The organism is Ignavibacteriota bacterium, assembly GCA_016212665.1.
Taxonomy (GTDB): Bacteria; Bacteroidota; Ignavibacteria; order UBA10030; family SZUA-254; genus FW602-bin19.
This window is the reverse complement of record JACREZ010000032.1, coordinates 134,954-157,651: the sequence shown is the minus strand read 5'-3', so window position 1 is coordinate 157,651 and position 22,698 is coordinate 134,954. Positions and strand designations below refer to the sequence as shown.

Genomic DNA, 22,698 nt, shown 5'->3' with positions numbered 1-22,698 from the left:
GTCGAAATACAGAGTACCGTCTTTTGAGAATCGAAAGTTCTTGTGAACGGGAGGGACGTATCTCAGAACATTGGCAGAATGTCTCAGGTATGGAATATTTCGTTTATTAAAACCATTGTTGTATGGTTGTCCAAAAAGTCCGTTAGGCATGTAGGCGCAGACTTTATGTCTGCGTTATTTATTTAAAAAAACGCAACCTTGTCCGAAAGGGATGCCCTAATAAAGGTCGCGCCTACGACTTTTTGAACAACCACAATTCGGTAAGACGCCTCTAATATTTTTTCTCGACAAGTTTTACCTGCTTGAAAATCCAATTATCTCTATCAATTTCGACCCAGCGGGGTTTTTCCGGAACAGTAAACGTGAACATTTCCGTCGGAAGTGAATTTTCCACTTTGAAATTGTATATGTTATTGTTTGTCGAGATGCTAATCGTCATTGGCATCTGGTATAATTGAGTACGGGCTGTTGTTTGCTTCAGTAAAACATTTACCGCGTAATTCGGAAAGTCAAGTGAATCTGTCCACGAGAGTTCATATTCAGGACGGTCAATAGTTTCTGTGTGCGCATACACCCACTCATCGAAAAACCATTTCAAACTTTTACCATAGACTTGTTCACACTCGGTGATGAAATCTCCTGTGTTGACGTTTCCGTAATGGAACTTCTGTAAGTTAAGATAGTTTCGCATGATGGTAAAGAAGTTAGAATCGCCGACAACGCCGCGTAACATGTGTAGGACGAGTGCGCCTTTTCTGTACACTCGAGGAGAGAAGGAATCCAGAAATGCCGTATCGCTCGCACCGATAACGGAGCCCGCAAATTGACCTTGGTTCACACTCATCAAATCATAAATAAATTTATTGTAGGCTAACTTTCCTTTTGAATGTTCCAACCACAAGCCTTCTGCATACGTTGCAAATCCTTCGTTTAACCATGTATGTTGCCAGTTTTCGGGCGTCAATAAGTTTCCCCACCAATGATGTGAAATTTCATGGACGAGCGTTAATTCATATTGCTGGTCGCCAGTGATGATATTGTCGGACATACTGACTATTGTTTGATGTTCCATTGTAATCTGACCGGGAACTTCGACAAAGCCCAACTTTTCATTGATAAAAGGATACTCGCAGAATGTCGTTGCAAAGAACTTGACAATCTCCAGTGTGTTCTCAAAATCTTTTTGCGCACGGAAATAGTGTTCGGGGTAAACGTAATAACTGATTTTCATCTTTTGTCCGTTCAGTCCGGTATACGTTTCCGAGTATTGACGATAAATTGATGCCGCGACGGAAACAAGATACGTGGAGATAGGGTACTCTGTTTCCCATTGAAACGTATTTGTCTTTTCTCCTAACTCAATGTTTTTCAAAATCCCGTTCGATACTGCTGTGAGAGTATTTGGTACGGTAATGTTGATGTTCATCGTTGCTTTATCATCCGGAACATCTTTGCAGGGCCACCACGTTCGTGCAAAATGCGGCTGACTGCTTGTTGCAATTCGTTCTACGCCGCGGTCTGTATTGAAGAATACGCCGCCACCTTCATACTCACCATGAAAATCGGAAACGCCATTATAAAAAATATACAACTCGAACGAATGACTTGCCGTCGGCTTCGTCGTTGGAACGACATACAGGTGGTCGTTCTCGTGGAGGAAATGAATTCTCCTGCCATTGAAAAAAATTGAATCAATAGTTAATGTTTTGTTTGATGCGGAAAGCACAATCGTATCGAGTTTGCTCAATGCTTCTGCACTCATCATAACATTGCCTCCGAATGATTTTGCCTGAACATTAAACCCGATAGTGAGTTCATAGAACTGAACATCGTATCCAAAGATACGGGGGTCATTCCTTTTTGCATGCAAACAGGTGAACGACAGGATAAACGCTCCCGCGATTATAGAGAAGTATCTGAACGCGCCTCTCAACATGAGATACTGACAAATCCTTTCTTTGATGTATCAGGAATGAGTAAGTTGTGTTGTTGATAAGAAAACAATACCCCGAAACCTCCATGAAGTTTCTCCCTGCAATACAGTTCTGAAGGAACAATGTTCCCCCGAAAAAGGGAAGACCATGTTCCCGGAAACAGTTGTACGATGCTGTTCACGATAAATCCCTATGTACCTTTAATAACGATAAAAAAATACTTGCTTTGAACTTGACTTCACGCCTGTCAAACAGAAATGAGCACAGTGCCTGTTAATAAAAAGCGGTAATAAATTACTTAAAATACAACAGAAAAACAATCATGGCAGGATGTAAAAATTAAATTCTATGCTGAATTAGCGCAGAAAGAGTGTATTAATCTTTGGTTGAAATATCGTGTGAAAAAAAATTATCTAAGATATACCATTTTCTTCGTCTGAATGAAGAGAGGAACTGATTTATCTTTCGGTTCGACTGCGAGTTGATAGAGATAAATCCCGCTCGGGAGATTGGTTGCGTTGAATTCATATTCATAATCGCCTGCTTCTAATGCTTCTCTGTCTAACACAGTTGAGACTTGCTGTCCTAACAAGTTGAAAATTTTTAATGTCACCAATCCGAAACCGGCAATCCGAAATTCGAAATTTGTCGTCGGGTTGAACGGGTTCGGATAATTCTGTTCGAGTTGAAACGCAGCAGGATGTATCTCGTCATCGCTCCAGACTGAGAGTGGCGGTAAGATTGGCGATGATGCAAAGAGCATGAGATGTTGAATTGTATTGTCGGAGATAACGAGACTATCGAGTGATTTCAAATCGTAATCGACATTGTACATGTCCCGGAAAAATACCTGACCGGAATAGGCGGAATCAATTTGATTCTTATCCCACCGAAAAGTCACAGGATAACTTCCGCCTGTTAAATAGCCGGTTTGAAAAATTATTTTGTATGTATCCTGTTGTGCAGAAGAAAAGTAGGGACGCATATCAACCCATGAACCGTTACCGAATTGTAAGCGCGTGCCGCGTGGACTCACGAAGCGAACATCAAATGCATCGGGAATAGGAGGTGGTATTTCATCTTCTCCCTCGGAAAAATCTGCTCGTGTCGCGTTGATGTCTGCATTCCATAGCCCGAATGTTGCATTCGGTCGAACACCAAACTGAATTGTTTGAATACGGTTGTAACTGGTATCGTGAAACGTAAACGCCAATTTTACGCGTTGAGGAATCGGATGAACACCGAAATGTAACGTTGAGATGTGTCGGTCAAAACTGTTGAATTGAATGGTATAGGCATCAACTAAGCGAGGCGTAATTTTCTCCCAGCGCGATTGAGGAATAAGAAACAAACTACAACTCTCTATTTCAAGATAATCGAACAGGTAAGTTCCTAAGGTATCAGTAGTAACAAAAGATTCTGAAGAATTTCTTTTCAATCGCACAGTCCAATTATTCAAACCAGGTTCTGCGGAATCCTGGTTGCCATTCTCGTTTGCGTCGTGGTAAACAATCCCCGATGCTTTGTTCCATATTGACATGTATTGCCCAAAGTTAATGTCAATTATAGAATCGTTCAAGGGGAGAAATACAGAATAGGTATCGGACGGCGCGGTACTTTTCCAAGGGGAAGTTGGTTTATAGATAATCTTGTAGATACCAGAATCTAAGCCAATAAAAGAAAATACTCCAAGTGAGTCAGTATAAATTGTACCTTGTGTTTTTCCATTAAGTTTGATAAGTCGTTTAAATACCCCAGGTTCTCCTGAGTTGTAACTACTGTTTTTGTTTAAGTCTTTATAAACTCTTCCTTTAATATCCCCCCCTGCTGTTGAAAATTTCCAAGGTCCGAACCATTCCAACACAGAGTCATCATCAGAGATGAATGACATGCGCCAAAAATATGACGAACGTTTGTCAAGTTTTGAGACAGCTAATGATTTATTGTAAGGGCTTCCATTAAAGTCTATGCTTGTGTCCAATATTGTCGAGTAGAGAAAAGTTGAATCTATTGATATCTGAAATCTTGAACCAATACTATGAACGTTCGGATGACGAGAGTATTTCCAATCGAACTGTACAGAATATGGAATAATTGGGTCTTGAAGGAGAGTAATTGATTGCGCGTTTTCTGGTGGATAAAAAGGAACGATAGTACTTTTTAAACAGATATTGAAAGGATCAACACTAATTATACCTCCAGCAAAACCGTTCGAGCTAAGGACACCAACACCCAAAACCTTTTCACTAGTGATATAACATACGTCATAAAGATGAAATTGCTGAAGTTCAAAATCTGTCCAAGAAATTCCACCATTAGATGTGATTTGTATTGATGAAAAATAATCTGTAGCAATACCATGGAACTGATCAAAGAAAGAAATACTAATAATGTATGACTGATTGAACGAAGAAATCCAATTCCAAGTTATGCCCCCATCGGTTGTTTTTAAGATAACACCTGGTCCTCCTGCCCACCCATTATAACGGTCAATGAATGATAGGCTTGTTATATATCCGCCTGATGAGGGTATATCCTGCCAAGAACTGCCTTTGTCTGTTGATAAAATAATTCCTTGATCACTTGCGGCAACAACAGTGGAAGAATCAAGACAAACTACATCAAAGATATTTTTGGGTACCGAGGATACTTGTTCCCAGTGTTCGCCTGCATCAGTTGTTTTTATAAAAGTTCCAGCACCGGCAGTAATTCCGTTCTGTGAATCAACGAAAGAAAGACTATTAAATCCATAGTTGATGTATATTATATCTTGTTTTTTTGTCCATGTAATACCTCCATCCGTGGTCTTTGCAATAATACCACTATGTCCTGTCGCAATTGCGGTGTTTGTATCAAGCATTTTGACAGCAAAGAAAGCATGGTTATTTATATCACGGAAACTTCCTTTGTTCCATGATAAACCTCCGTTCTTTGTGTAGAGTATTGTCGTTAAACCAGCACCTCCAACTATTATCCCATGTAGTGAATCAGCAAAAGAAACACTAAACAATCGTTCACTGTTTGGCGCTTCAACATATGTGAAGCATTGTCCCATGACCACAGAATAATTAAAGAAGAACACAATAATAGTAGATAAACATTGCCTTGAATAAAATGCTTGAAATCTTAATTTCATCCTACTCCGTTCCACCAACAATTAATAGATATTTATTGCTTAATTTTGTCTATCATACGAAACTTAATAAGGAAAACAAAATCAAAAGTGATGTGTTATTTTAATAAAAAAAAGGCGCATCCAAGTGAATGCGCCTTAAATTGTTCATTATGAGATTAAATTATTTCAACAACACCATCCGCTTCACATTAGAATATGTCTGAACAACACCGTCATCATCAACACTTTCAACATTGATGCGATAGAAGTAAATCCCGCTCGGGAGATTTGTTGCATTGAATTCATATTCATAGTCACCTGCTTCTAATGCTTCTCTTTCTAACACAGTTGAGACTTGCTGTCCTAACAAATTGTAAATTTGTAATGTCACTAATCCGAAATCAGCAATCCGGAATTCGAAATTTGTCGTCGGGTTAAATGGATTCGGATAGTTCTGATACACTGTGAACTCTTCCGGCACTTCTTCATACGATGACATCTCAATCCATTCTTGCCGCGCTGTTGTTGATGTATCGTAGCGCAGATACGGAACATCAGTTAACGAACGGACTGGAGCGAACCGGACGCCGCCGCCGAACCGGAGTGTATCAATCGGTCCGGAGAATGAGGCGTTAATCAATCCAAGCATGTCGTCCAAATCTCCGGCTGTCAGTGCGCCAAGAGAGGGAAGCATGTCGCACGTATCTTGCGTCATGAAACTATCAATCTTCGCGGCGATTTGATAGAGCGTGAGATTGTTGAACGGATTTGCCGCACCTGTTCCGTCATCATACATCAAACTGCCAAATCCGGATGGTGTTACGCCTGCCTGACTTGAGAGGATGTTCACCTTCAACGCTACGGCTTTTGCAAACAATCTGTTTTGTCCTTCAGTCGGAGTAAGATATTTTTTCTCTTTCTTCATCAAACGACCGTTAGTAAATCTGTTGAGGCAACTTGGTGCGCCGATGTGCTGTCGTTCAGTCTTCGCCCGGATTTCAATTAACGATTTAATGACATCCTTAAACGTAGAATGTACAACCGAATGTGCGCCGCCTAATCCAACTCGTAATCCCTTACCAACAACCTGAATAGCATTCATAGCGTTTGGCATAGGCAAGCGTAACGTGTTGGTGATTGGCGCGACTTTCTTTTTCGTGCTTAACTTTCCATTCGAGAAGTGCCACCACCATTTGTTCATCCCCTGAAGTTTTGGCTTCCTGGTTTTACCGCACACAGTTACACTGTCGCCCGTTTGAAGTGGTTCAGTAAATGTTAAAATGAGAGAATTAGGTTTTCCGTTGATGTAATCATTTGTCGCGGTTTTTGAAGAAACAATTGTTGCCAAAACAATTTCTGTTTTCCAGAATATTGAAAGTTTTGTAACTGTATCAGTTTCCGTGTTCAGGAAGGTGGCGCAAAAATCATCATGCGTTGGCTTTGCTTCAACAGGCAAATGTTTTCCTTTGAGGTCGTGCGACAGCGCCAAACTTTCTGCTTTGAATGAACGATATGAACCAAGATACAAACTATCAAGATTGCCGAAATCGTAGCCGGTTACATTTTCTTCACAATCAAGCGTGACGAAGTAGGAACCGAAGTTTGTCGGATACGTTTGCACCCAACCTTGTCGGTTGACTTCACTAACAGTGTATGTTCCTGACCATAACCCTGTGAATGAATAATTACCATCTCCATCGGTTGTGGTAGTCATATTCACTGTTGCGTCGTTAGCAATTCCTGTAAGATTAAGTGAGAATCCTGATAAACCAACTTCGCCGGAATCCTTCTGTGCGTTTCCGTTTCTATCAAAGAATTTCATTCCGCTGATGGAACCGGTTGTCACTTCGTAATTTCCGAAATCAACGCTGTCATAGAACTCGCCCGCACCTGCTTGCAATTCATACACAGAATCGGGAACGAATTGACACCATCCCGCCTGATGAATTTCGCGAACACGATACGTTCTGATTTTTGGCAGACTCAGGAATGAATAATATCCGCTGTCATCGGTTACTCGATATTTGTTTCCAACTCCTTGCGCGGTAAGATGAATCGTCCAACCGGCAAGTCCCGGCTCGTGTTCATCTTTCATTCCGTTCATGTTTACGTCGTGGAATTTCTGTCCGACAATAGCGTTCGATTCGTTGTTGTAATAATTTCCGAAATTGAGATTGGTGAAATTCGAGTTCAGATTCGGAACGGTAATTCTGTAACGACCTGAATCAGGAAGCGATGCAACCCAACCGTATTTCTCGGTCTCTTCAACGATGTATTGTCCGGGTTCAAACACAAACAACGTATACATGCCGAGCGAATCAGTTCTGTCAAAATCAATTCGTGTTCCATTTGAGTTGTAGAGATTAATTCTCCAGTTTGCGAGAGCGGTATCGCCTTCATCCTTTACTCCGTTTTTATTGATGTCATCGAACTTCATTCCGGTAATGAAGATGCCGTTTTTATCATTTCCGAAATTCAGACCAGTGACGGTTGTGTCGGCGGTTGTTAGTTCAACAGAATAATTTCCGGCAGGCATTGTTTGTGTCCATCCTGCTTGTTGAACCTCTGAAACCGTATAAGAACCGAGCGGGAGTAACAAATCATAATTGCCCCACGTGTTTGTTCTGGTTGTTAAGGTAACGGGACCAGAAGCGGTGATGAGCCAATCACGTAGCCCACGTTCATCGGTATCTTTTTGCCCGTTGCTGTTGAAATCAAAAAATTTCTTGCCGCTGATTGTTCCAGCCTGGTCATAGATAATCACATCGTCCACAAACCAACCGGGGAACCCATTGAACAATTGGTCTCCGGTGTCGAAATGGAAACGAAGTTTTACAAACGCACCGGCGAATGCATCCAAACTGATATTGGAAATGTTCCAACCGTTGCTGTTCCCGTTCGGCGCGTGACCATAGATTCCACGAAGCGGCAACCATGATGAGCCGTCATCAATGGAAATCTCAACCATGCAGAAATCCCAACCTTGTTCGGTCGCAAACGATTCTGCAAAAAGGAGAGAGATTGGAGCAACAGCAAAAGAGAGGTCAATGGAAGGAGAGACAAGTCCGACATTAATACGGTTGCCCGTGTTATAGTTTCCTTGTCCTTCTACACCAGCCCACCAACTGTGCGTCGCTGAGCTTGCATTCGAAGTAGTCTGATGCCAGATATCATCAAACGCTTCGAACAAAATTTGTGTCGTCCAACCATTGGTTCCGTTCTCCATGTTGTCGTAGAAGAAAACGGTGGAAGTGGTTTGCATTGACTCGTTCAGTTTGATTTGCACTTCCGGTTTTAATGCAAATGTATTCGCTCCGATTTTATTCAGTTTCGTTGATTGCTGAATCCGGAGATTGTAATCGTTCAACTGCTCGTTGGCAGAGAGTGCTCGAAGGATTCGTTCCTTCGATTTGTCAGATGTAAGTTTTCCTGCTTGAGATGCTGAAGAGAGTGTTAAACAAAGAAATGAAAGCATCACAACAAAAAGCAACAGAGAAGAAAAGGTGCTTGTTCTGCGCGGGAAAAATGAAAACGTACAAAAATGTTTCATAGCGGTGTTCCCTAAATTGTTGAAAAAATATGTGAAAGAAACTTTGCGTGCGGATTGCCATCAACGATGATAGGTGTTGATGGTGGTGGACACATAGAAGTTACAAATTCCCCAGAGGAATGGCAAGGAAGAAATTCGATTTTCCGACAATTATTTTCATTGCCCGAAAATTGAACAAAAAGAAGGAGGTCGGATTAACTCCCTACTTTGAGCAGGACAAGCGTTAAATCATCATCCTGAGCGGAATTGCCCGAAAATTTCTTTGTATCCTTGACAATTTCATCAAGAATTTCTTCAACCATAAAACCACGATAGCGATTCAGCGTTTTACTAAGCCGGAGATTTCCGTACAGTTCCCGCTTATCATTCATGCTTTCTGAAATTCCATCGGTGTACAGAACAATCATATCGCCCGCGCCAAGTTTCACGGTTTCTTCTTCATACTTTGAACCGGGCAACATGCCAAGTCCAAAGCCATTTTTCTTCAACTCAATCATCGAACCATCAGCGCGAATGATGAGCGGGAAGCAATGTCCCGCATTGACTGAATGGATGGTTGAAGTCCTTGAATCAAAAATGCAGATGGCAAATGTAATGAATTTTTCTGCCGTAGAATTTTCATAAATGAATTGATTGAGTTTCGTTGTCAAATCAACGGAAGAAAAGTTAAGTTCACGATACGCATGCAACGAGGCATGTAACGTTGAGACGAGGAGCGCCGCCGGTATTCCTTTGCCGGAAACATCTGCAATCACAAGCGCAATTCTATGGTCGTCAAGTTTCATCACGTCGAAGAAATCGCCTCCGACTGCGTGGCAAGGAATTGATAACGAACCGAGTTGCAATCCTTCAATCTTTGGTAATGACTTGGGAAGAATTTGTTGTTGAATTTGCGCCGCTACTTCTAATTCACGTTCCATCCGTTGAATTTGAATCTCTGCCTCATGTAATCGCGCATTCTCAATTGCTAATGTTGCAGGAATTGATAATGAGGAAAGAAAACTCTGGTCATCCGGCGTGAAGTATCCTCTGTTTTTATTTAAGATTTGAAACACACCGACGATGGTTCCTTTTTTATCTTTCATCGGTGTGCAAAGCATTGTCTTTGTTTTGAAGCCGGAGCGTTTATCGAATTCTTTATCGAAACGTTTATCCTGATATGCATCTTTCAGGTTCACCGTCTTCCCGGTTTTTGCAACGCTTCCTGCAATTCCCTGTCCGATGGGGAGACGAAACTCCTTCAGTTCATTTCCCTTTGCAACCTGAGACCAGATTTCATTCCGTTCTTTGTCAATGAGGTAAATTGTGCCACGTTCTGCATGAAGATTTTTTGTCGCAAGATCAAGAAGAATGGTAAGGACTTTTTTCAAATTCAACGATGAGTTGAGAAGATTACTCGCCTCGACGAGTGCGTTTAGTCGTTTGATAATTTCGGTTTGCTTTGAGGTTGCTTCTGACATACGGTTAGATTATTTGATTGTAAGTTCGTTCAGAATATTTTGTGCGCCGGTATATTTATCCAAATAAAAAAGAATAAATCTTGCATCAACACTGATGGTGCGGTTATATTGCTCCTGATACAAGTAATCGCCTGCCATCCCTTCCCAGTTTCCATCAAACGCAACACCGATGAGTTCCCCTTTTCCGTTCAGCATCGGACTGCCGGAATTCCCTCCGCTGATGTCGGTGTTCGTGATGAACGCGAGCGGAACATCGTTCGTCGCCGGTTCGGTGTACGACAGATTTTTATTCACCCAGAGTGAATGAAGATGAGGCGGAACACTGAAGATATCGTTTTCAACATCTTCCTTTTCCATCATTCCGCCAAACGTTGTATAATAGTTGTACAAAACAGAATTACGAGGCGTGTATAACTTCACTCCCCCATAACTAAATCTCAGAGTTCTGTTCGCATCAGGGTACTGTTCGGTTCCCTTCCACTTCAATTTCACTTCAACATACAATCGTAAGAGTGTAGAAATTCTTGCATCTAATGTATTGAGTTCTTCCTGAACGGCTTTCGTTTCTTTATCAAGCGCGATGGCAAACTTTACAAAATTGTCAGCCAATATTTTCTTCGAAGTCTGTTCGATAAACTTTTCGCACTTCTCAGCATTCGCAACCTGCGAGTTCTTGTAAAGATTATCAACATATTTATCAATCAGAGAATCTCGTTCCTTAAATTTCTTTTCACCGTATATTTTCTTTATTGCTTCAATCTGCTGGTCGTCGGGAAGTTCAGCGGCGGCTTTCAACAATATTTTAAAAAGTTTTTTATCAACTTCAAGGTCGGTGTTTTTAAAGGTTGATTTGAAAAAGTTTGTCAGATTATTTTTATAGGTCGGATTCGGTTGCTCTTTTTCACCGAACGAATTTGCGTAGTCCTTAAAGACAGAGGCAACTCTCAATGCCTGAATGATACCGATAAATTGCGTCACTGCGATTTGCTTTTTGCTGAACGAGCGATAGAGTGTATAAGCCGTATCGAGGTCAATCATGACCGTTCCGTATTTCTCCGACAATATTGAATCAGCAAAGATATAATCCCATAACTCCAATTCCTCGTTTTGACGGTATTTCACCACGTCCGCTTTCTTCACTGCTTTCAGAGTTCCTTCAATATATTTTGAAGTATTTTCTAACGTTTGGATTTTCACTGCATAACTAATCGCATTAATAGGATTTTCTTCTGCGGCTCGATGAAGGATGTCAAGTTGTTCATTCGTCAGTTCAAGTAGGTAGGGAAGGTTAATATCTTTCGCCGCCTGAATTCCGGGGGATGCCATTTGACGAAGAGTCAAGGATGGAAAACCCATCACCATCGCAAACGTCCCCTCCTGATAGCCTTGTGTTGAAATCGGGAAAAACGTTTTCGGTTTGTAAGGGACATTTGTAATTGCGTATTGTGATGCTTTGCCGTCCGGTGAAACGTATGCTCGCATGAAAGCAAAATCGCCGGTGTGTCGGGGCCACATCCAATTGTCTTCTTCACCACCAAATGCACCGATGGAAGATGGAGGAGAAACTACTACGCGAATATCCCGAAGTACTTCGTATGTATAAAGATAATATTTCAACCCGAAGAATGTGGAGACGACATGACATTCATAGTCGCTCGTTCCTTTTGCTGACTCTTCAATCTCCGCCGACTTTGATTTGATGGCGTTAGCCCGTTGCTCGTACGTCATCGTTTCATTCACAACAGAAAGAACTTGCTCGGTTACTTCTTTCATGCTGAGAAGAATTTTCGCAGTGTAGGAAGGGACGGGAATTTCTTCTTCCATTTTGCGCGCTGTGTAACCATTCTTGATGAAGTCCTGTTTTGCATTGCTCACCGATTGAAGCGCGGCAAGTGTAACGTGATAGTTTGTCAGAATCAATCCGTTCGATGAGACGAATGAGCCGGTGCCGTCATTCAACAACACGATGCCGTCTTTCATGCTGGGGGTGGTTTCGCTGTAAATTTGTTCGAGTGAAAGTTCAAGCCCGCGTTGCTTCATTTCACTCCAAGGCAATTTTGCTAATTGATTTGGCATCCACATTCCCTCGTCTTTGGAGAAGGAGGGAGTGATTGAAAAAAGGAGAAGAAAGAAAAAGAAGATTCGTTTGTTCATCATGAATAGTTAGGTGTTAATAAATGTAATGTCCGATGGTATGGGGATGATGTTGCCATTCTCAACCGGACGACGGGAAAGAAAATGCAAAAAAGGTTTCAATCGTGCAAGGGAATATTACTGCAATTTACAGATTACGGCTGCAATGTTTTTGAAATAGAAAATTATTCTCCCTTCGCTTCCAATCCATATTTTTTGATTTTTGTGTAAAGGTGACTTCGTTCCATGTCTAACGCTTCTGCCGTTTTGGAGACAACCCAATTGTGTTTTTCAAGTTGATATTTAATGTATGCCGCTTCTGCTTTGTCTTTGAATTCCTGAAATGTTTGACTTGAAACAATTAAATCATCAACGCCGTTTTTGTGCGCCACTCCGAGCATTTGTAAGTCGGCAGATTCTATAACATTTCCTGACGACATGATGACGAGTCGTTCGATGCTGTTTCGTAACTCACGCACGTTGCCGCTCCAATCCAACATCGTCAATGATTGCATCGCTCGCTCTGAAACAGTTTTCTCCTGAAAGCCATAGCGTGCGCATGTTTCTGTCACGAAGGCTTTAACAAGAAGTGGAATATCTTCTCGTCGCTCACGAAGAGGAGGAATCTGAACGGGGATGACATTCAAACGATGATACAAATCTTCGCGGAACTTTTCTTTTTTAATTTCTTCAGGAAGATTTTTATTCGTTGCCGCAATGACTCTGACGTTGACAGAAATAAGTTTGTTTCCACCAACGCGTTCTATTTTTCCCTCCTCCAACGCGCGAAGAACTTTTGCCTGCGCCGCAAGACTCATGTCTCCGATTTCATCAAGAAATAATGTTCCGCCATCTGCCTGCTCGAACTTTCCGATGCGCTGCGCTGTAGCGCCGGTGAATGAACCTTTCTCATGACCGAACAATTCCGATTCAATTAATTCTGCAGGGATTGCCGCGCAATTCACCTCAACTATTGGCAGTGAAGAACGCTTGCTTGCCTGATGCATTGCGCGTGCAACAAGTTCTTTCCCCGTTCCGCTTTCTCCGGTGATGAGAATCCGCGCATCAGTCGGACCAACGCGCTGAATGAGTGAAAATATTTCCCGCATTTTCGAACTCTGCCCGATAATTAAATCTTTTTCACGCAACTTGCTGATTTCATCAGCAAGCCGCCGATGTTCGAGCGCGTTGCGAAGCGTGATGAGGAGGCGTTCCCGGTCGAGTGGCTTGGCAAGATAATCGAACGCGCCAAGTTTGGTTGCCTTCACCGCATCCTCAAACGAACCATGCCCGGAAATCATGATGACGGGAACAGTTGTCTTTTGCTTTTTGATTTCTTCTAACACTTCGATTCCGTCTTTCCCCGGCATTTTTATATCAAGCAAGACTGCATCAAATTGTTCCTGAGAAAAAGCGGTGAGCGCTTTTGTTCCGTCTTCCACAAGCGAGACCGAGTACTTGTTGTACTCCAAAATCATCTTGATGGAATCACGGATACTTTTTTCATCATCTACTACTAAAACGGAAAACATATTATTTATTGACGATTGACGATTTACGATTGCAGGATTTAGGGTTATTATTTTGTGCTGTCTGCTGAGGGAGATATTTCAGAGTATAAAAACTCGGAGGGGAAGCGGAACGGATTTTCCATTAACGCTACCCCAAACTTTTGACCAAGTTCGTTTGCCCGTTCATCTTGCGTATCGTTCGCACCACCAACGACGAACGATTCTTCTCCTTGCTCAATTGCAGTTCCAAATCTTCCGGCAGCAGAGGGAGATTCAAATGCGAATGTGAGAAACGCTGAACCGAAGAAGTGCTGAAGTTTGTCTTTGTCACCTCGTTTTGTATTCGGGCTATCCGAAAATATTTTTGTCGGGAGATTCTGCACGCGTTGGTTGAATTCTTTTTCCGATTCATCGCTCAACGGGAAAAATAATTTAAACAATGGAACTTTGAAACCAAGCGTCCGATGGTCGAACACAGCGAGAGTCGAAAGTAACAAGGAGAATCCTGTATTGTTATGTGTCAGTTGCATCGAGCGGATAAAGATTGCATCAATTGCTTTTTGGTCACCGTAAGTGTTACGTACTTGTTTGAATTCAGAACTGCGGATAAACTCTTTCAGTTCCATTCCGTTTTGAATCAGGAACGGAGGGAAGAGCGTGATAAGAAAACTGAGCGATTCTGATTCATCGAATTGAAGATAGTGTTGCAGTGAATCGCTGCTTGCTGATACTTGTGAAACCGCAATCGAACTGCACCAAAGAATGAGAAACGCATACTTCATATTTACTCGGTCATTGCAAGGACTCCGATTCATCGGAGGACGAAGCAATCTCGCTACTGTTAGAACAATAAACAAGGAGATTGCTTCATCCTGCTAAAGCAGGATTCGCAATGACTAAACTTCATGTTATGTCTGTATCACACCCGGATTAAACTTCTGGATGTTCGGATTACACGAAGCAATTTCAAGCGAGCGGGAAATAATGCGTCGAGTATCGGTCGGGTCAACGATTCCGTCAATCCACAAACGGGCGGCGGCGTAGAGCGGGTCAAGTTCCGAATTGTATTTGTCTGCAATTTCCTGAAGCATCTTCTGCTGTTCTTCTTTCGGAATTTCTTTCCCATGCGCAGACATCTGTTGGACGCGGATACTGAGTAATGTTTCGCTTGCTTGTTTTCCCCCCATGACTGCAATTTGTGCAGTTGTCCATCCGAAAATAAATCGCGGGTCGTACGCCTTGCCGCACATTGCATAATTCCCCGCTCCGTAACTGTTCCCCATGATAAAGGTAATTTTCGGCACAACGGAATTTGCAACAGCATTCACCATCTTTGCCCCATCTTTGATGATGCCGCCTTGTTCCGCTCTCGTTCCGACCATGAAACCCGTAACATCCTGCAAAAACACGAGCGGAATATTTTTCTGATTGCAGTTCATAATGAAGCGTGTAGCTTTGTCCGCGCTTTCACTGTAAATCACTCCGCCAATTTGTAGTTCGTTTTTTTTTGTCTTCACGAGCGAGCGATTGTTCGCGACAATTCCCACAGCCCAACCATCAATGCGTGCGTATGCGCAAATCACTGTCCGACCGATTCCGGCTTTGTACTCATCAATCTCACTATCATCTACAATGCGAGAAAGAATCTGATATGTGTCGTACGGTTTCGCACGGTCAACCGGCATCAGTCCATAAATTTCTTTCGCATCATGCTTTGGTGGCTTCGCTCCGATTCTGTCGAACGGCGCTTTCGCGCTTTGCCCAAACTTGCTGATGAGATTTCGTATTTGATTCAGACACGAAGCGTCATCATCCATTTTGTAATCTGTGACACCGGAAATTTCGCAGTGCATTTCCGCTCCGCCGAGTTCTTCGATGTCGGCATCTTCACCGATCGCCGCTTTGACAAGATACGGTCCGGCAAGAAACACACTTCCCGTTTTGTTGACAATCAACGCTTCGTCACTCATGATGGGAAGATATGCACCGCCTGCAACACACGGTCCCATGATTGCGGCAATCTGCGGAATTCCCATCGAAGACATGACTGCGTTGTTGCGGAATATTCTTCCGAAATGTTCTTTGTCGGGGAAGATTTCGTTTTGTAACGGAAGAAACACACCAGCAGAATCAACAAGATAAACAATCGGCAACCGGTTTTCGATAGAGATTTCCTGAGCGCGGAGATTTTTCTTGCACGTCATCGGAAACCACGCGCCGGCTTTCACTGTCGCATCGTTCGCAACGATGACAATATCGCGCCCATGAATCTTTCCGATTCCGAACACCGTTCCTGATGATGGAGCGCCTCCGTATTCCTCATACATGTTGTACGCAGTGAACAACCCGATTTCAAGGAACGATGAGTTTGGGTCAATCAGTTTCTCAATGCGTTCTCGTGCGGTCAACTTGCCGCGACCGTGCAATTTTTCAATCGCCTTCTTACCGCCCCCCAACTTGACGATTGCCGCTTTGTTTTCTATTTCTCTGACAAGTGCGAGATTCTTTTCTTCAAACAAAAGAAAATTTTTGTCCCGCTTTGCTTCACTGCCAATGACTGCCATAATTATTGTTTCTTTGCTTTTTTATCTTCCACTTGTTTCATGTATAAAAACGAGGCGAACTCTCTCGTCTCAGGATTATTGGGGTTCGCCATGTACGCCTGAACAACATATCCCATCGCAACATCTTCCTTGTTCAGTCTGAATGCCGCCTGAGCAAGATGGAGGAGAATCAAATCAACCCGCATGTTGTTGTCGGGCGTAAATTCATTCCGGTGTTGAAGAGCAATTTTGTAATTGATGATTGCTTTCTCGTAATCACCTTTTGCAAAATTCACATCTGCAAGTTTTGCTCTGTATCGGTCAACCGTATCTTTTGCAAGAAGGATTGTTCTTTGAAAAATCTTTTCGATGGAATCCAATTTTGAAAATGTATAAGGAGTCGTTACGGGTTTTTCCATTAAGTACTGTGACCATCCGTAATTCTCCAACACGGAAAGATTGGTCGAATCTATTGCTGCCAAGGATTCAAACAACTTCAGACTTTCTTCCTTTCGTCCCATTCGTTCTGTAACATCGGCGAGCAAGGAAAGTGCTTGCTTATCATCCTGATGTACGCGAAGATAGTCGCGCAGAAACGCATATGCAAATGTGTTCTTTCCCCGGTTAGGCATTGAATGTAAGTTAATGATGTTTAATCGTTCAGTGTCATTCAAACCAAATTGTATGACATATCGTTTCATCAGCGTGTGAGAATTTTCCCGCATCGAGCGTTCGTCGTACGTGATGAACTGATGTACGCCTGAGTTGATGAAGAACGACCGCGGCGCCCAATATTCTAAGTAGGGAAGTTTTTCCGTATTCACTTCTCCGTAGCCTGCATATTCCTTGATAGTATTTTCTGAGGCGACTTGCATCGAAAGCAATGTTGCTACATCCGGCATGTTGATGTTTTCAAGGTCAGATTTCACTCGCGGAATTTCAAATTTCTTTTTCATCAGGTTGAAATTCGGTTGAAGCGGGTCAAGCGAACCGATAAGAATGACATCGGTAGCGAACGATTGCCACACCGACACATGCGGAAAGACCGATTGAAATGTCCGGAACACCAAGCGAAGCGTTTCATCATCCATCTCATACAAATGAAACCACTGAACCATCAATCCGTTTGGTCGAAGGCGTTGTTTACAGACTTCAAAAAAATCAATCGTGTATAAATTGCCAATGCCTGCAATCCACGGATTCGATGGCTCGCTTACAATAATATCGTAATTCTTTTTCGTCAGATTGAGAAACGCAAGCGCATCTTCAATGTACAATCGAAAGCGCGGGTCTTCCTGCGGACGATGGTTCACTTCACTGAAATACTCCATCGCTTCAACTACTTCGGGAGATATTTCAACACAATCTAATTGTTTGATGGGATGCGAGAGGAGACTTCCGGCAGTTGCACCGCTTCCAAGCCCAATGACCAACGTGGTTTCCGGTTTCGGGTGAAGCATCGCAGGGAACTGAGCGAGCAGAACCTGCGTGGGCATATCGCCTTTTGATGAAGCATCACCTTTTCCGTTGATGACGAGAACTTTTTGTTCACCATAAAGAGTTGAAAATGTTTTCGTGACGGCAACTGTTGCTGTAGTTCCTTCTTTATAGAAATACACTTCAGGCGGTTGTGAGCGTAGGAGAAATTCCTGATAAGAAGAAGGAGGCGGGTCGTTATCATTGATGTTTCTGAACACTCCCGACAGTGTGATGATTCGGCTCCAATCCGGCGCAATGAAGAAGTAGGTAAGTGTCAGAACGAATATCAAACCGACCGAGACATACTTTTTTATTTGTGAATACAGTGAGTCGCTGAACGCAACAAGAATTCCAAGAGCGAGATTCAACACCAACGCAAATTCGATTGTATGTTTGATGCCGACAAGCGGAATCAACATCAACCCTGCGCCAAGCGAGCCAAGCACGGTTCCGATTGTGTTGATGGAGAAGACACTGCCGACAGATTTTCCGAGCATTTCAATCTTGCTTGTGGCGATGCGGCTTGCAACCGGCAAACTCATCCCGAGAAAAATCGTCGGGACAATCATGATCAACACAGAAAATAATAATTGAATCGAAAGAAAGAGCGGATATGTCAGACCGGTTCTGTTGAGGATGTGCGCGGCGTGCCAGAATGTGTAAGGTAAATAACCATAGAGCGGAAGGGTTGCAATCAATGAAAGAACGACGCCGAACTGACAGACGGCAAGAAACCCGAACATGTTTTTCATACGTTCGATAAACTTCGAGACAAGCCAACTGCCGATGGTGATTCCGGAGATAAACGTAATCAGCATAATCGAAAAAGAATATGTTGACGAGCCGAGAACCGGAATAAGCAATCGCACCCATGCGACTTCATACATCATCGAACAAAGTCCGGAGAACCCGGCAATGGCAAATGCGATGAAGACTTCTTTTTTAGAAAACGATTGCATCGGCGCTGATTGAACTAATTCTTCTTGCGGGCGTTCTTCCATCTTCGCTTTGGTGAGCAGAAACGCGACGACACCGATAGTGATGTTAAGAACTGCCGCCATATAAATCGTCGGGTCAAGTCCGAGTGTGCGGACAAAAAAGAAGCCGCCGAGAAACGAGCCAATCACCGCGCCGAAACTATTCAGGAAATATAGGATGGCAATGTTCTTTCCCGATTCTTCGATGCGTTCTGAAATATGTCGGACAAGAACGGGAAGAGTTCCTCCCATCAAAATAGTAGGAGGGAGGAGCGTAATTAAACTTGTAAGAAGTTTGAGAGAGAGAACCGATGTGCCGTCGCTTGGAAGTTCGAGACCAATAACGGTGTTGATGAAAACACTTTTAAGCAACTCGAAAAACATCGGATACAGCAAGCCGTAGATACCGATGATAATTTCAAGCACAGCGTAAATAGCAAGTGGCTGTTTGACTTTATCCGCACGGTTGCCCCACAGCGATGCGCCGATGGCAAGTCCCGCCATAAACGAAGCAAGCACGATGGATTGCGCGTACGTTGTGTTGCCGAGAAAGAGCGAGAGATACTTGAACCAGACTATTTCATAGACTAATCCGATTGCCCCCGATGTAATGAACATGACAGCGATGAGGCTGTAGAGAGTTTCTTTTTTCATGAAGGAAGAGAGAAGAGAACGGATGTTTGATTGGTTATTCTTAACTCAACCCCTTCGCTCCAGAGGTTGTCTAAAAAGTACTTTATCATTTAAAATTCCTTGTTCGATATTTGATATTCAAGTAAAGGGTAGTTCCAAAAACCCTATTATCTTTGCGCCACTTTGCGTATTCTTTGTGTGCTTTGCGGTTAAACATTTTTGATTGAAGTTTTTGGAACTACCCTAAATAATGAATATCGAATGATGAATTCTGAACACCGAAGTTGCTTTCTGTACAACCTCGGAAGGGGGATGAGTTCAAGAATATTGTGGTAGAGATTTGTTGCATCACTTAACGAAGTATATCCTTCGCAATCACGACCTTCTGTATCTCCGAAGTCCCTTCGCCGATGGTGCAGAGTTTTACATCGCGGTAAAACTTCTCGACAGGAAAGTCCTTGATGAAGCCGTAGCCGCCGTGAATTTGAATCGCTTCGCTTGTTGCCGCCGCGGCGACTTCACTTGCATAATATTTTGCCATTGCCGAAAGTCGTGTCACGTCTCCGCCTTTGTTCTTTGTATGAGCGGCGTTGTACGTCATCAGTCGTGCGGCTTCGATTTGCGTTGCCATGTCGGCAAGTTTCCATTGGATTGCCTGAAACGAACCAATCGTTTTCCCGAATTGCTTTCGTTCATTCGCATATTTGATGCTCGCATCGAGCGCGCCCTGTGCGATGCCAAGAGAAAGCGCCGCAATACTGATTCTTCCACCATCAAGCACCGTCATTGCCTGAATGAATCCTGTCCCTTCTTCACCGAGAAGATGTTCCTTTGGCACACGAACATTATCAAACGCAATGGCGGATGTATCGCTTGCTCTCATCCCAAGTTTATTTTCTTTCTTACTGACGATGAAGCCGGGCGAATCGTTATCAACAATAAATGCCGAGACCCCTTTCCGTCCTTTTTCTTTATCGGTGATTGCCATAACCACCGTAACTTTCCCGACCGAGCCATGCGTGATAAAATTCTTACTTCCATTCAGAATGTAATGGTCGCCATCGCGGACAGCAGTCGTGAGCATTCCGCCCGAATCACTGCCGGAAGTTGGTTCGGTCAACGCCCATGCGCCCATGATTGTTCCGGTCGTCAGCAGAGGCAGGTACTTCTTCTTCTGCGCTTCATTGCCGAACGTAAAAATATGGTTCGTGCAAAGAGAGTTGTGTGCCGCAACTCCAAGTCCGACCGACGGGTCAACTTTGGAAATCTCTTCGATGACGGTAACATATTCGAGATAACCAAAGCCTGCGCCCCCGTATTCTTCAGGGAAGATGACGCCGAGAAATCCCATCTCGCCCAACTTCTTCATAATGTCGAATGGGAAATCCTGAGATTCATCATACTTCATAACGACGGGCTTGATTTCTTTTTCTGCATACTCGCGTGCAAGGTCCCGAACCATTTTCATGGATTCGGTAAATTCGTATTCAGGGGTAGTATCATTCATAGTTAGTTTTCATTTGTTAAAACAGTTAAAAAGTTTTGCCCGCATGTGGCGAACAAGAAAAAAAATGGTTATCATTCCCGAATGGTTCTAAACGGGAATCCAATCATCGGTATGCTAATCTGCCTTTTTAGAATCTTTACCGGCGTGTTCCCACCAATCACGAAATTTGCTTGAACGTACAGCATTACGAAAATATTCTAATCTCTCTAAAGACGACATATCCTTTGTTTCTTCATAAATTTGATTTTGAATTTCTCGTTTCATAGCGATACAATCAAATTCTTTATTCTGTTGGTTCATCATAAACTATTTCCTTTGGTGTAACAATTGTTAAAATATCATATCCATGAGCAAGGTTAACTCGGTTATATGCTTGCATTTTGTCAAGTCGTACAATGTGCCGAAAGTTCCACGAAACAATGGCATTAGCGCGTGATACTGTAGCAGCTGCTACATGAGTAGTATCATCGTTCCATTTTTGAGAGAGTATGTTGGCTGAAAGATACTCATTGCTCAGAGCGATGATTTCTTCTGTCATTTCAACTCTCTCAATATTGCTACTTGGGATTGAAAAAAGTACATCTTGAACCTTTTGAGGAGCTTTTGATATTTCTTGAATCACAACCTCGCTCATGAGGGTGATAATTCTCCCTTGTCGGGCATACTCAATCACTCTTTTTGAATCGTCTGCAAACTCAGGGTCGTGGTATCCGCCAATGACAGATGAGTCCAAATAGAGACGTTCTTTTTTCATGTGCTAATGTAAAGAAACAAATAGATTTAGTCAAAAACTAAAATCTGTGCAAAGAAGTGTTGACTAACGGAGAAATGGAGTGTTGGAGTAGTGGAGTAATGGAGTAATAGATTATTGGATTATTGGAGTAATGGAGTTTCCGCTTGTACCATAATGCTCTTGCAAAAAGAATCCCGTAGGGATTCCATATTTATAGAAAAAGAAACAAAACATTTTTTCGACCCCGTAGGGGTCGCATAGAACTCCGGCAGTCAACGGAAAAAAATACAAATTATTCATTTTTTTCTTGGATATTTCAAAAATACTCCTTACCATTGCATCCAGAACAAGGCGCCTGCTTCGTGAACGCAGTCAGGAAAGAGAGAAGCGGGAACCTTCCAAAATGAATAATTCATAATTTTTTTTAGGGTAAAAATTTTGAGCAATATCATTGAAGGTTTGGAAGACGGGTATCGTGCAGTGAATGGGTTCTGTACGACACATGCAACGATGCCGGAGAAGCGCGGAACAAACGCGGCGAGGCGGGCAAACTACGCTCAAGCCAATCACACCAAAGAAAATCTTACAAAACTTACCGTAGAAAAAATTTCAAGCCACAACCGTATTGCTTGGATGTCAAACGCCACGACGCCGAGTGACAGCAAACAGTATAGGACGCATTATGACTAAGAACCATCTCTTCATCATCAGTCTCTTGTTAACATTACTCGGTTGTAAATCTCCGACCGATACTGAACCCCAAACTCAGGCTCAATTCCCGGAAGTGTTTATTGAATCCGGAACCGATTCTGATTCATCCTACATGTCCTTACGAACAGCCCGTCAGGGAGATGGAACCATGAAGACGGAAGTAACAGGGTGGGGTGTTGAAGAATACGGTTTGTTCCTTGATTGCAAAACTGATGGTCATATACTTTTTCTCAATATAATGGGTATATGTGGTACTGTGACTTCTGAAACGTATGTAAAGAAAACGTTCGCTTACATGGTTCCTCCTGCCGCTGAAGATACGTTGAGTACAATTCTCTTCACCAATTTCCGTGATACATTGACCGTAGTTAAACGATGAATCATGAACATGAGTAAATTCCCACAGACCATA

14 protein-coding genes are annotated in these 22,698 nt (G+C 42.8%); 2 read left to right on the top strand and 12 right to left on the bottom strand.

What is annotated here, in order from left to right; all coding sequences use genetic code 11:
- Positions 1-271: 271 nt before the first annotated feature.
- The 12 genes from HY960_11260 to HY960_11205 form a co-directional block, all read right to left on the bottom strand.
- Positions 272-1,936, bottom strand: a complete 1,665-nt coding sequence (locus tag HY960_11260; protein MBI5216321.1) for a M1 family metallopeptidase — start codon at positions 1,934-1,936, stop codon at positions 272-274.
- A 407-nt stretch (positions 1,937-2,343) separates the two neighbouring features.
- Positions 2,344-5,070, bottom strand: coding sequence for a T9SS type A sorting domain-containing protein (locus HY960_11255; protein ID MBI5216320.1), 2,727 nt, complete (start codon positions 5,068-5,070; stop codon positions 2,344-2,346).
- A 160-nt stretch (positions 5,071-5,230) separates the two neighbouring features.
- A complete protein-coding gene (locus HY960_11250) occupies positions 5,231-8,599 on the bottom strand; it encodes a T9SS type A sorting domain-containing protein (protein MBI5216319.1) in 3,369 nt (1,122 codons plus the stop codon).
- Positions 8,600-8,793: 194 nt separating this feature from the next.
- The gene (locus HY960_11245; GenBank protein MBI5216318.1) at positions 8,794-10,059 is read right to left on the bottom strand and encodes a SpoIIE family protein phosphatase; all 1,266 of its coding nucleotides are present in this window, start codon (positions 10,057-10,059) and stop codon (positions 8,794-8,796) included.
- A gap of 9 nt (positions 10,060-10,068) precedes the next feature.
- Positions 10,069-12,216 (bottom strand): S46 family peptidase, encoded by a 2,148-nt coding sequence (locus HY960_11240; GenBank protein ID MBI5216317.1) that lies wholly within the window; start codon positions 12,214-12,216, stop codon positions 10,069-10,071.
- Positions 12,217-12,377: 161 nt separating this feature from the next.
- Positions 12,378-13,724 carry a sigma-54-dependent Fis family transcriptional regulator gene (locus HY960_11235; GenBank protein MBI5216316.1) on the bottom strand — a complete coding sequence of 449 codons (1,347 nt, stop codon included), beginning with the start codon at positions 13,722-13,724 and terminating at the stop codon, positions 12,378-12,380.
- 47 nt (positions 13,725-13,771) lie between these two features.
- Complete coding sequence (locus HY960_11230) at positions 13,772-14,485, bottom strand: hypothetical protein (protein MBI5216315.1); 714 nt, start codon at positions 14,483-14,485, stop codon at positions 13,772-13,774.
- 126 nt (positions 14,486-14,611) lie between these two features.
- A complete protein-coding gene (locus HY960_11225; protein ID MBI5216314.1) occupies positions 14,612-16,267 on the bottom strand; it encodes an acyl-CoA carboxylase subunit beta in 1,656 nt (551 codons plus the stop codon).
- Between the two features lie 2 nt (positions 16,268-16,269).
- Positions 16,270-19,356 (bottom strand): fused MFS/spermidine synthase, encoded by a 3,087-nt coding sequence (locus tag HY960_11220; GenBank protein ID MBI5216313.1) that lies wholly within the window; start codon positions 19,354-19,356, stop codon positions 16,270-16,272.
- 331 nt (positions 19,357-19,687) lie between these two features.
- Positions 19,688-20,842, bottom strand: coding sequence for an acyl-CoA dehydrogenase (locus tag HY960_11215; GenBank protein ID MBI5216312.1), 1,155 nt, complete (start codon positions 20,840-20,842; stop codon positions 19,688-19,690).
- Positions 20,843-20,956: 114 nt separating this feature from the next.
- Positions 20,957-21,145, bottom strand: coding sequence for a hypothetical protein (locus tag HY960_11210; GenBank protein ID MBI5216311.1), 189 nt, complete (start codon positions 21,143-21,145; stop codon positions 20,957-20,959).
- Positions 21,126-21,596, bottom strand: coding sequence for a hypothetical protein (locus HY960_11205; GenBank protein ID MBI5216310.1), 471 nt, complete (start codon positions 21,594-21,596; stop codon positions 21,126-21,128). Before HY960_11205 ends, HY960_11210 begins: the two co-directional genes overlap by 20 nt.
- Positions 21,597-22,013: 417 nt before the next feature.
- Between HY960_11205 and HY960_11200 the strand changes: the two genes are divergently transcribed.
- On the top strand, positions 22,014-22,265 hold the full coding sequence (locus tag HY960_11200) for a hypothetical protein (GenBank protein MBI5216309.1): 252 nt from the start codon (positions 22,014-22,016) through the stop codon (positions 22,263-22,265).
- The gene (locus HY960_11195; protein ID MBI5216308.1) at positions 22,258-22,665 is read left to right on the top strand and encodes a hypothetical protein; all 408 of its coding nucleotides are present in this window, start codon (positions 22,258-22,260) and stop codon (positions 22,663-22,665) included. The genes HY960_11200 and HY960_11195 overlap by 8 nt, the downstream gene beginning before the upstream one ends.
- Positions 22,666-22,698 lie beyond the last annotated feature (33 nt).

Bases quoted from the DNA above. Each gene is read 5' to 3' on its own strand.
- HY960_11260 (MBI5216321.1), bottom strand. From the start codon at position 1,936: ATGTTGAGAGGCGCGTTCAGATACTTCTCTATAATCGCGGGAGCGTTT.
- HY960_11255 (MBI5216320.1), bottom strand. From the start codon at position 5,070: ATGAAATTAAGATTTCAAGCATTTTATTCAAGGCAATGTTTATCTACT.
- HY960_11250 (MBI5216319.1), bottom strand. From the start codon at position 8,599: ATGAAACATTTTTGTACGTTTTCATTTTTCCCGCGCAGAACAAGCACC.
- HY960_11245 (MBI5216318.1), bottom strand. From the start codon at position 10,059: ATGTCAGAAGCAACCTCAAAGCAAACCGAAATTATCAAACGACTAAAC.
- HY960_11240 (MBI5216317.1), bottom strand. From the start codon at position 12,216: ATGATGAACAAACGAATCTTCTTTTTCTTTCTTCTCCTTTTTTCAATC.
- HY960_11235 (MBI5216316.1), bottom strand. From the start codon at position 13,724: ATGTTTTCCGTTTTAGTAGTAGATGATGAAAAAAGTATCCGTGATTCC.
- HY960_11230 (MBI5216315.1), bottom strand. From the start codon at position 14,485: ATGAAGTATGCGTTTCTCATTCTTTGGTGCAGTTCGATTGCGGTTTCA.
- HY960_11225 (MBI5216314.1), bottom strand. From the start codon at position 16,267: ATGGCAGTCATTGGCAGTGAAGCAAAGCGGGACAAAAATTTTCTTTTG.
- HY960_11220 (MBI5216313.1), bottom strand. From the start codon at position 19,356: ATGAAAAAAGAAACTCTCTACAGCCTCATCGCTGTCATGTTCATTACA.
- HY960_11215 (MBI5216312.1), bottom strand. From the start codon at position 20,842: ATGAATGATACTACCCCTGAATACGAATTTACCGAATCCATGAAAATG.
- HY960_11210 (MBI5216311.1), bottom strand. From the start codon at position 21,145: ATGATGAACCAACAGAATAAAGAATTTGATTGTATCGCTATGAAACGA.
- HY960_11205 (MBI5216310.1), bottom strand. From the start codon at position 21,596: ATGAAAAAAGAACGTCTCTATTTGGACTCATCTGTCATTGGCGGATAC.
- HY960_11195 (MBI5216308.1), top strand. From the start codon at position 22,258: ATGACTAAGAACCATCTCTTCATCATCAGTCTCTTGTTAACATTACTC.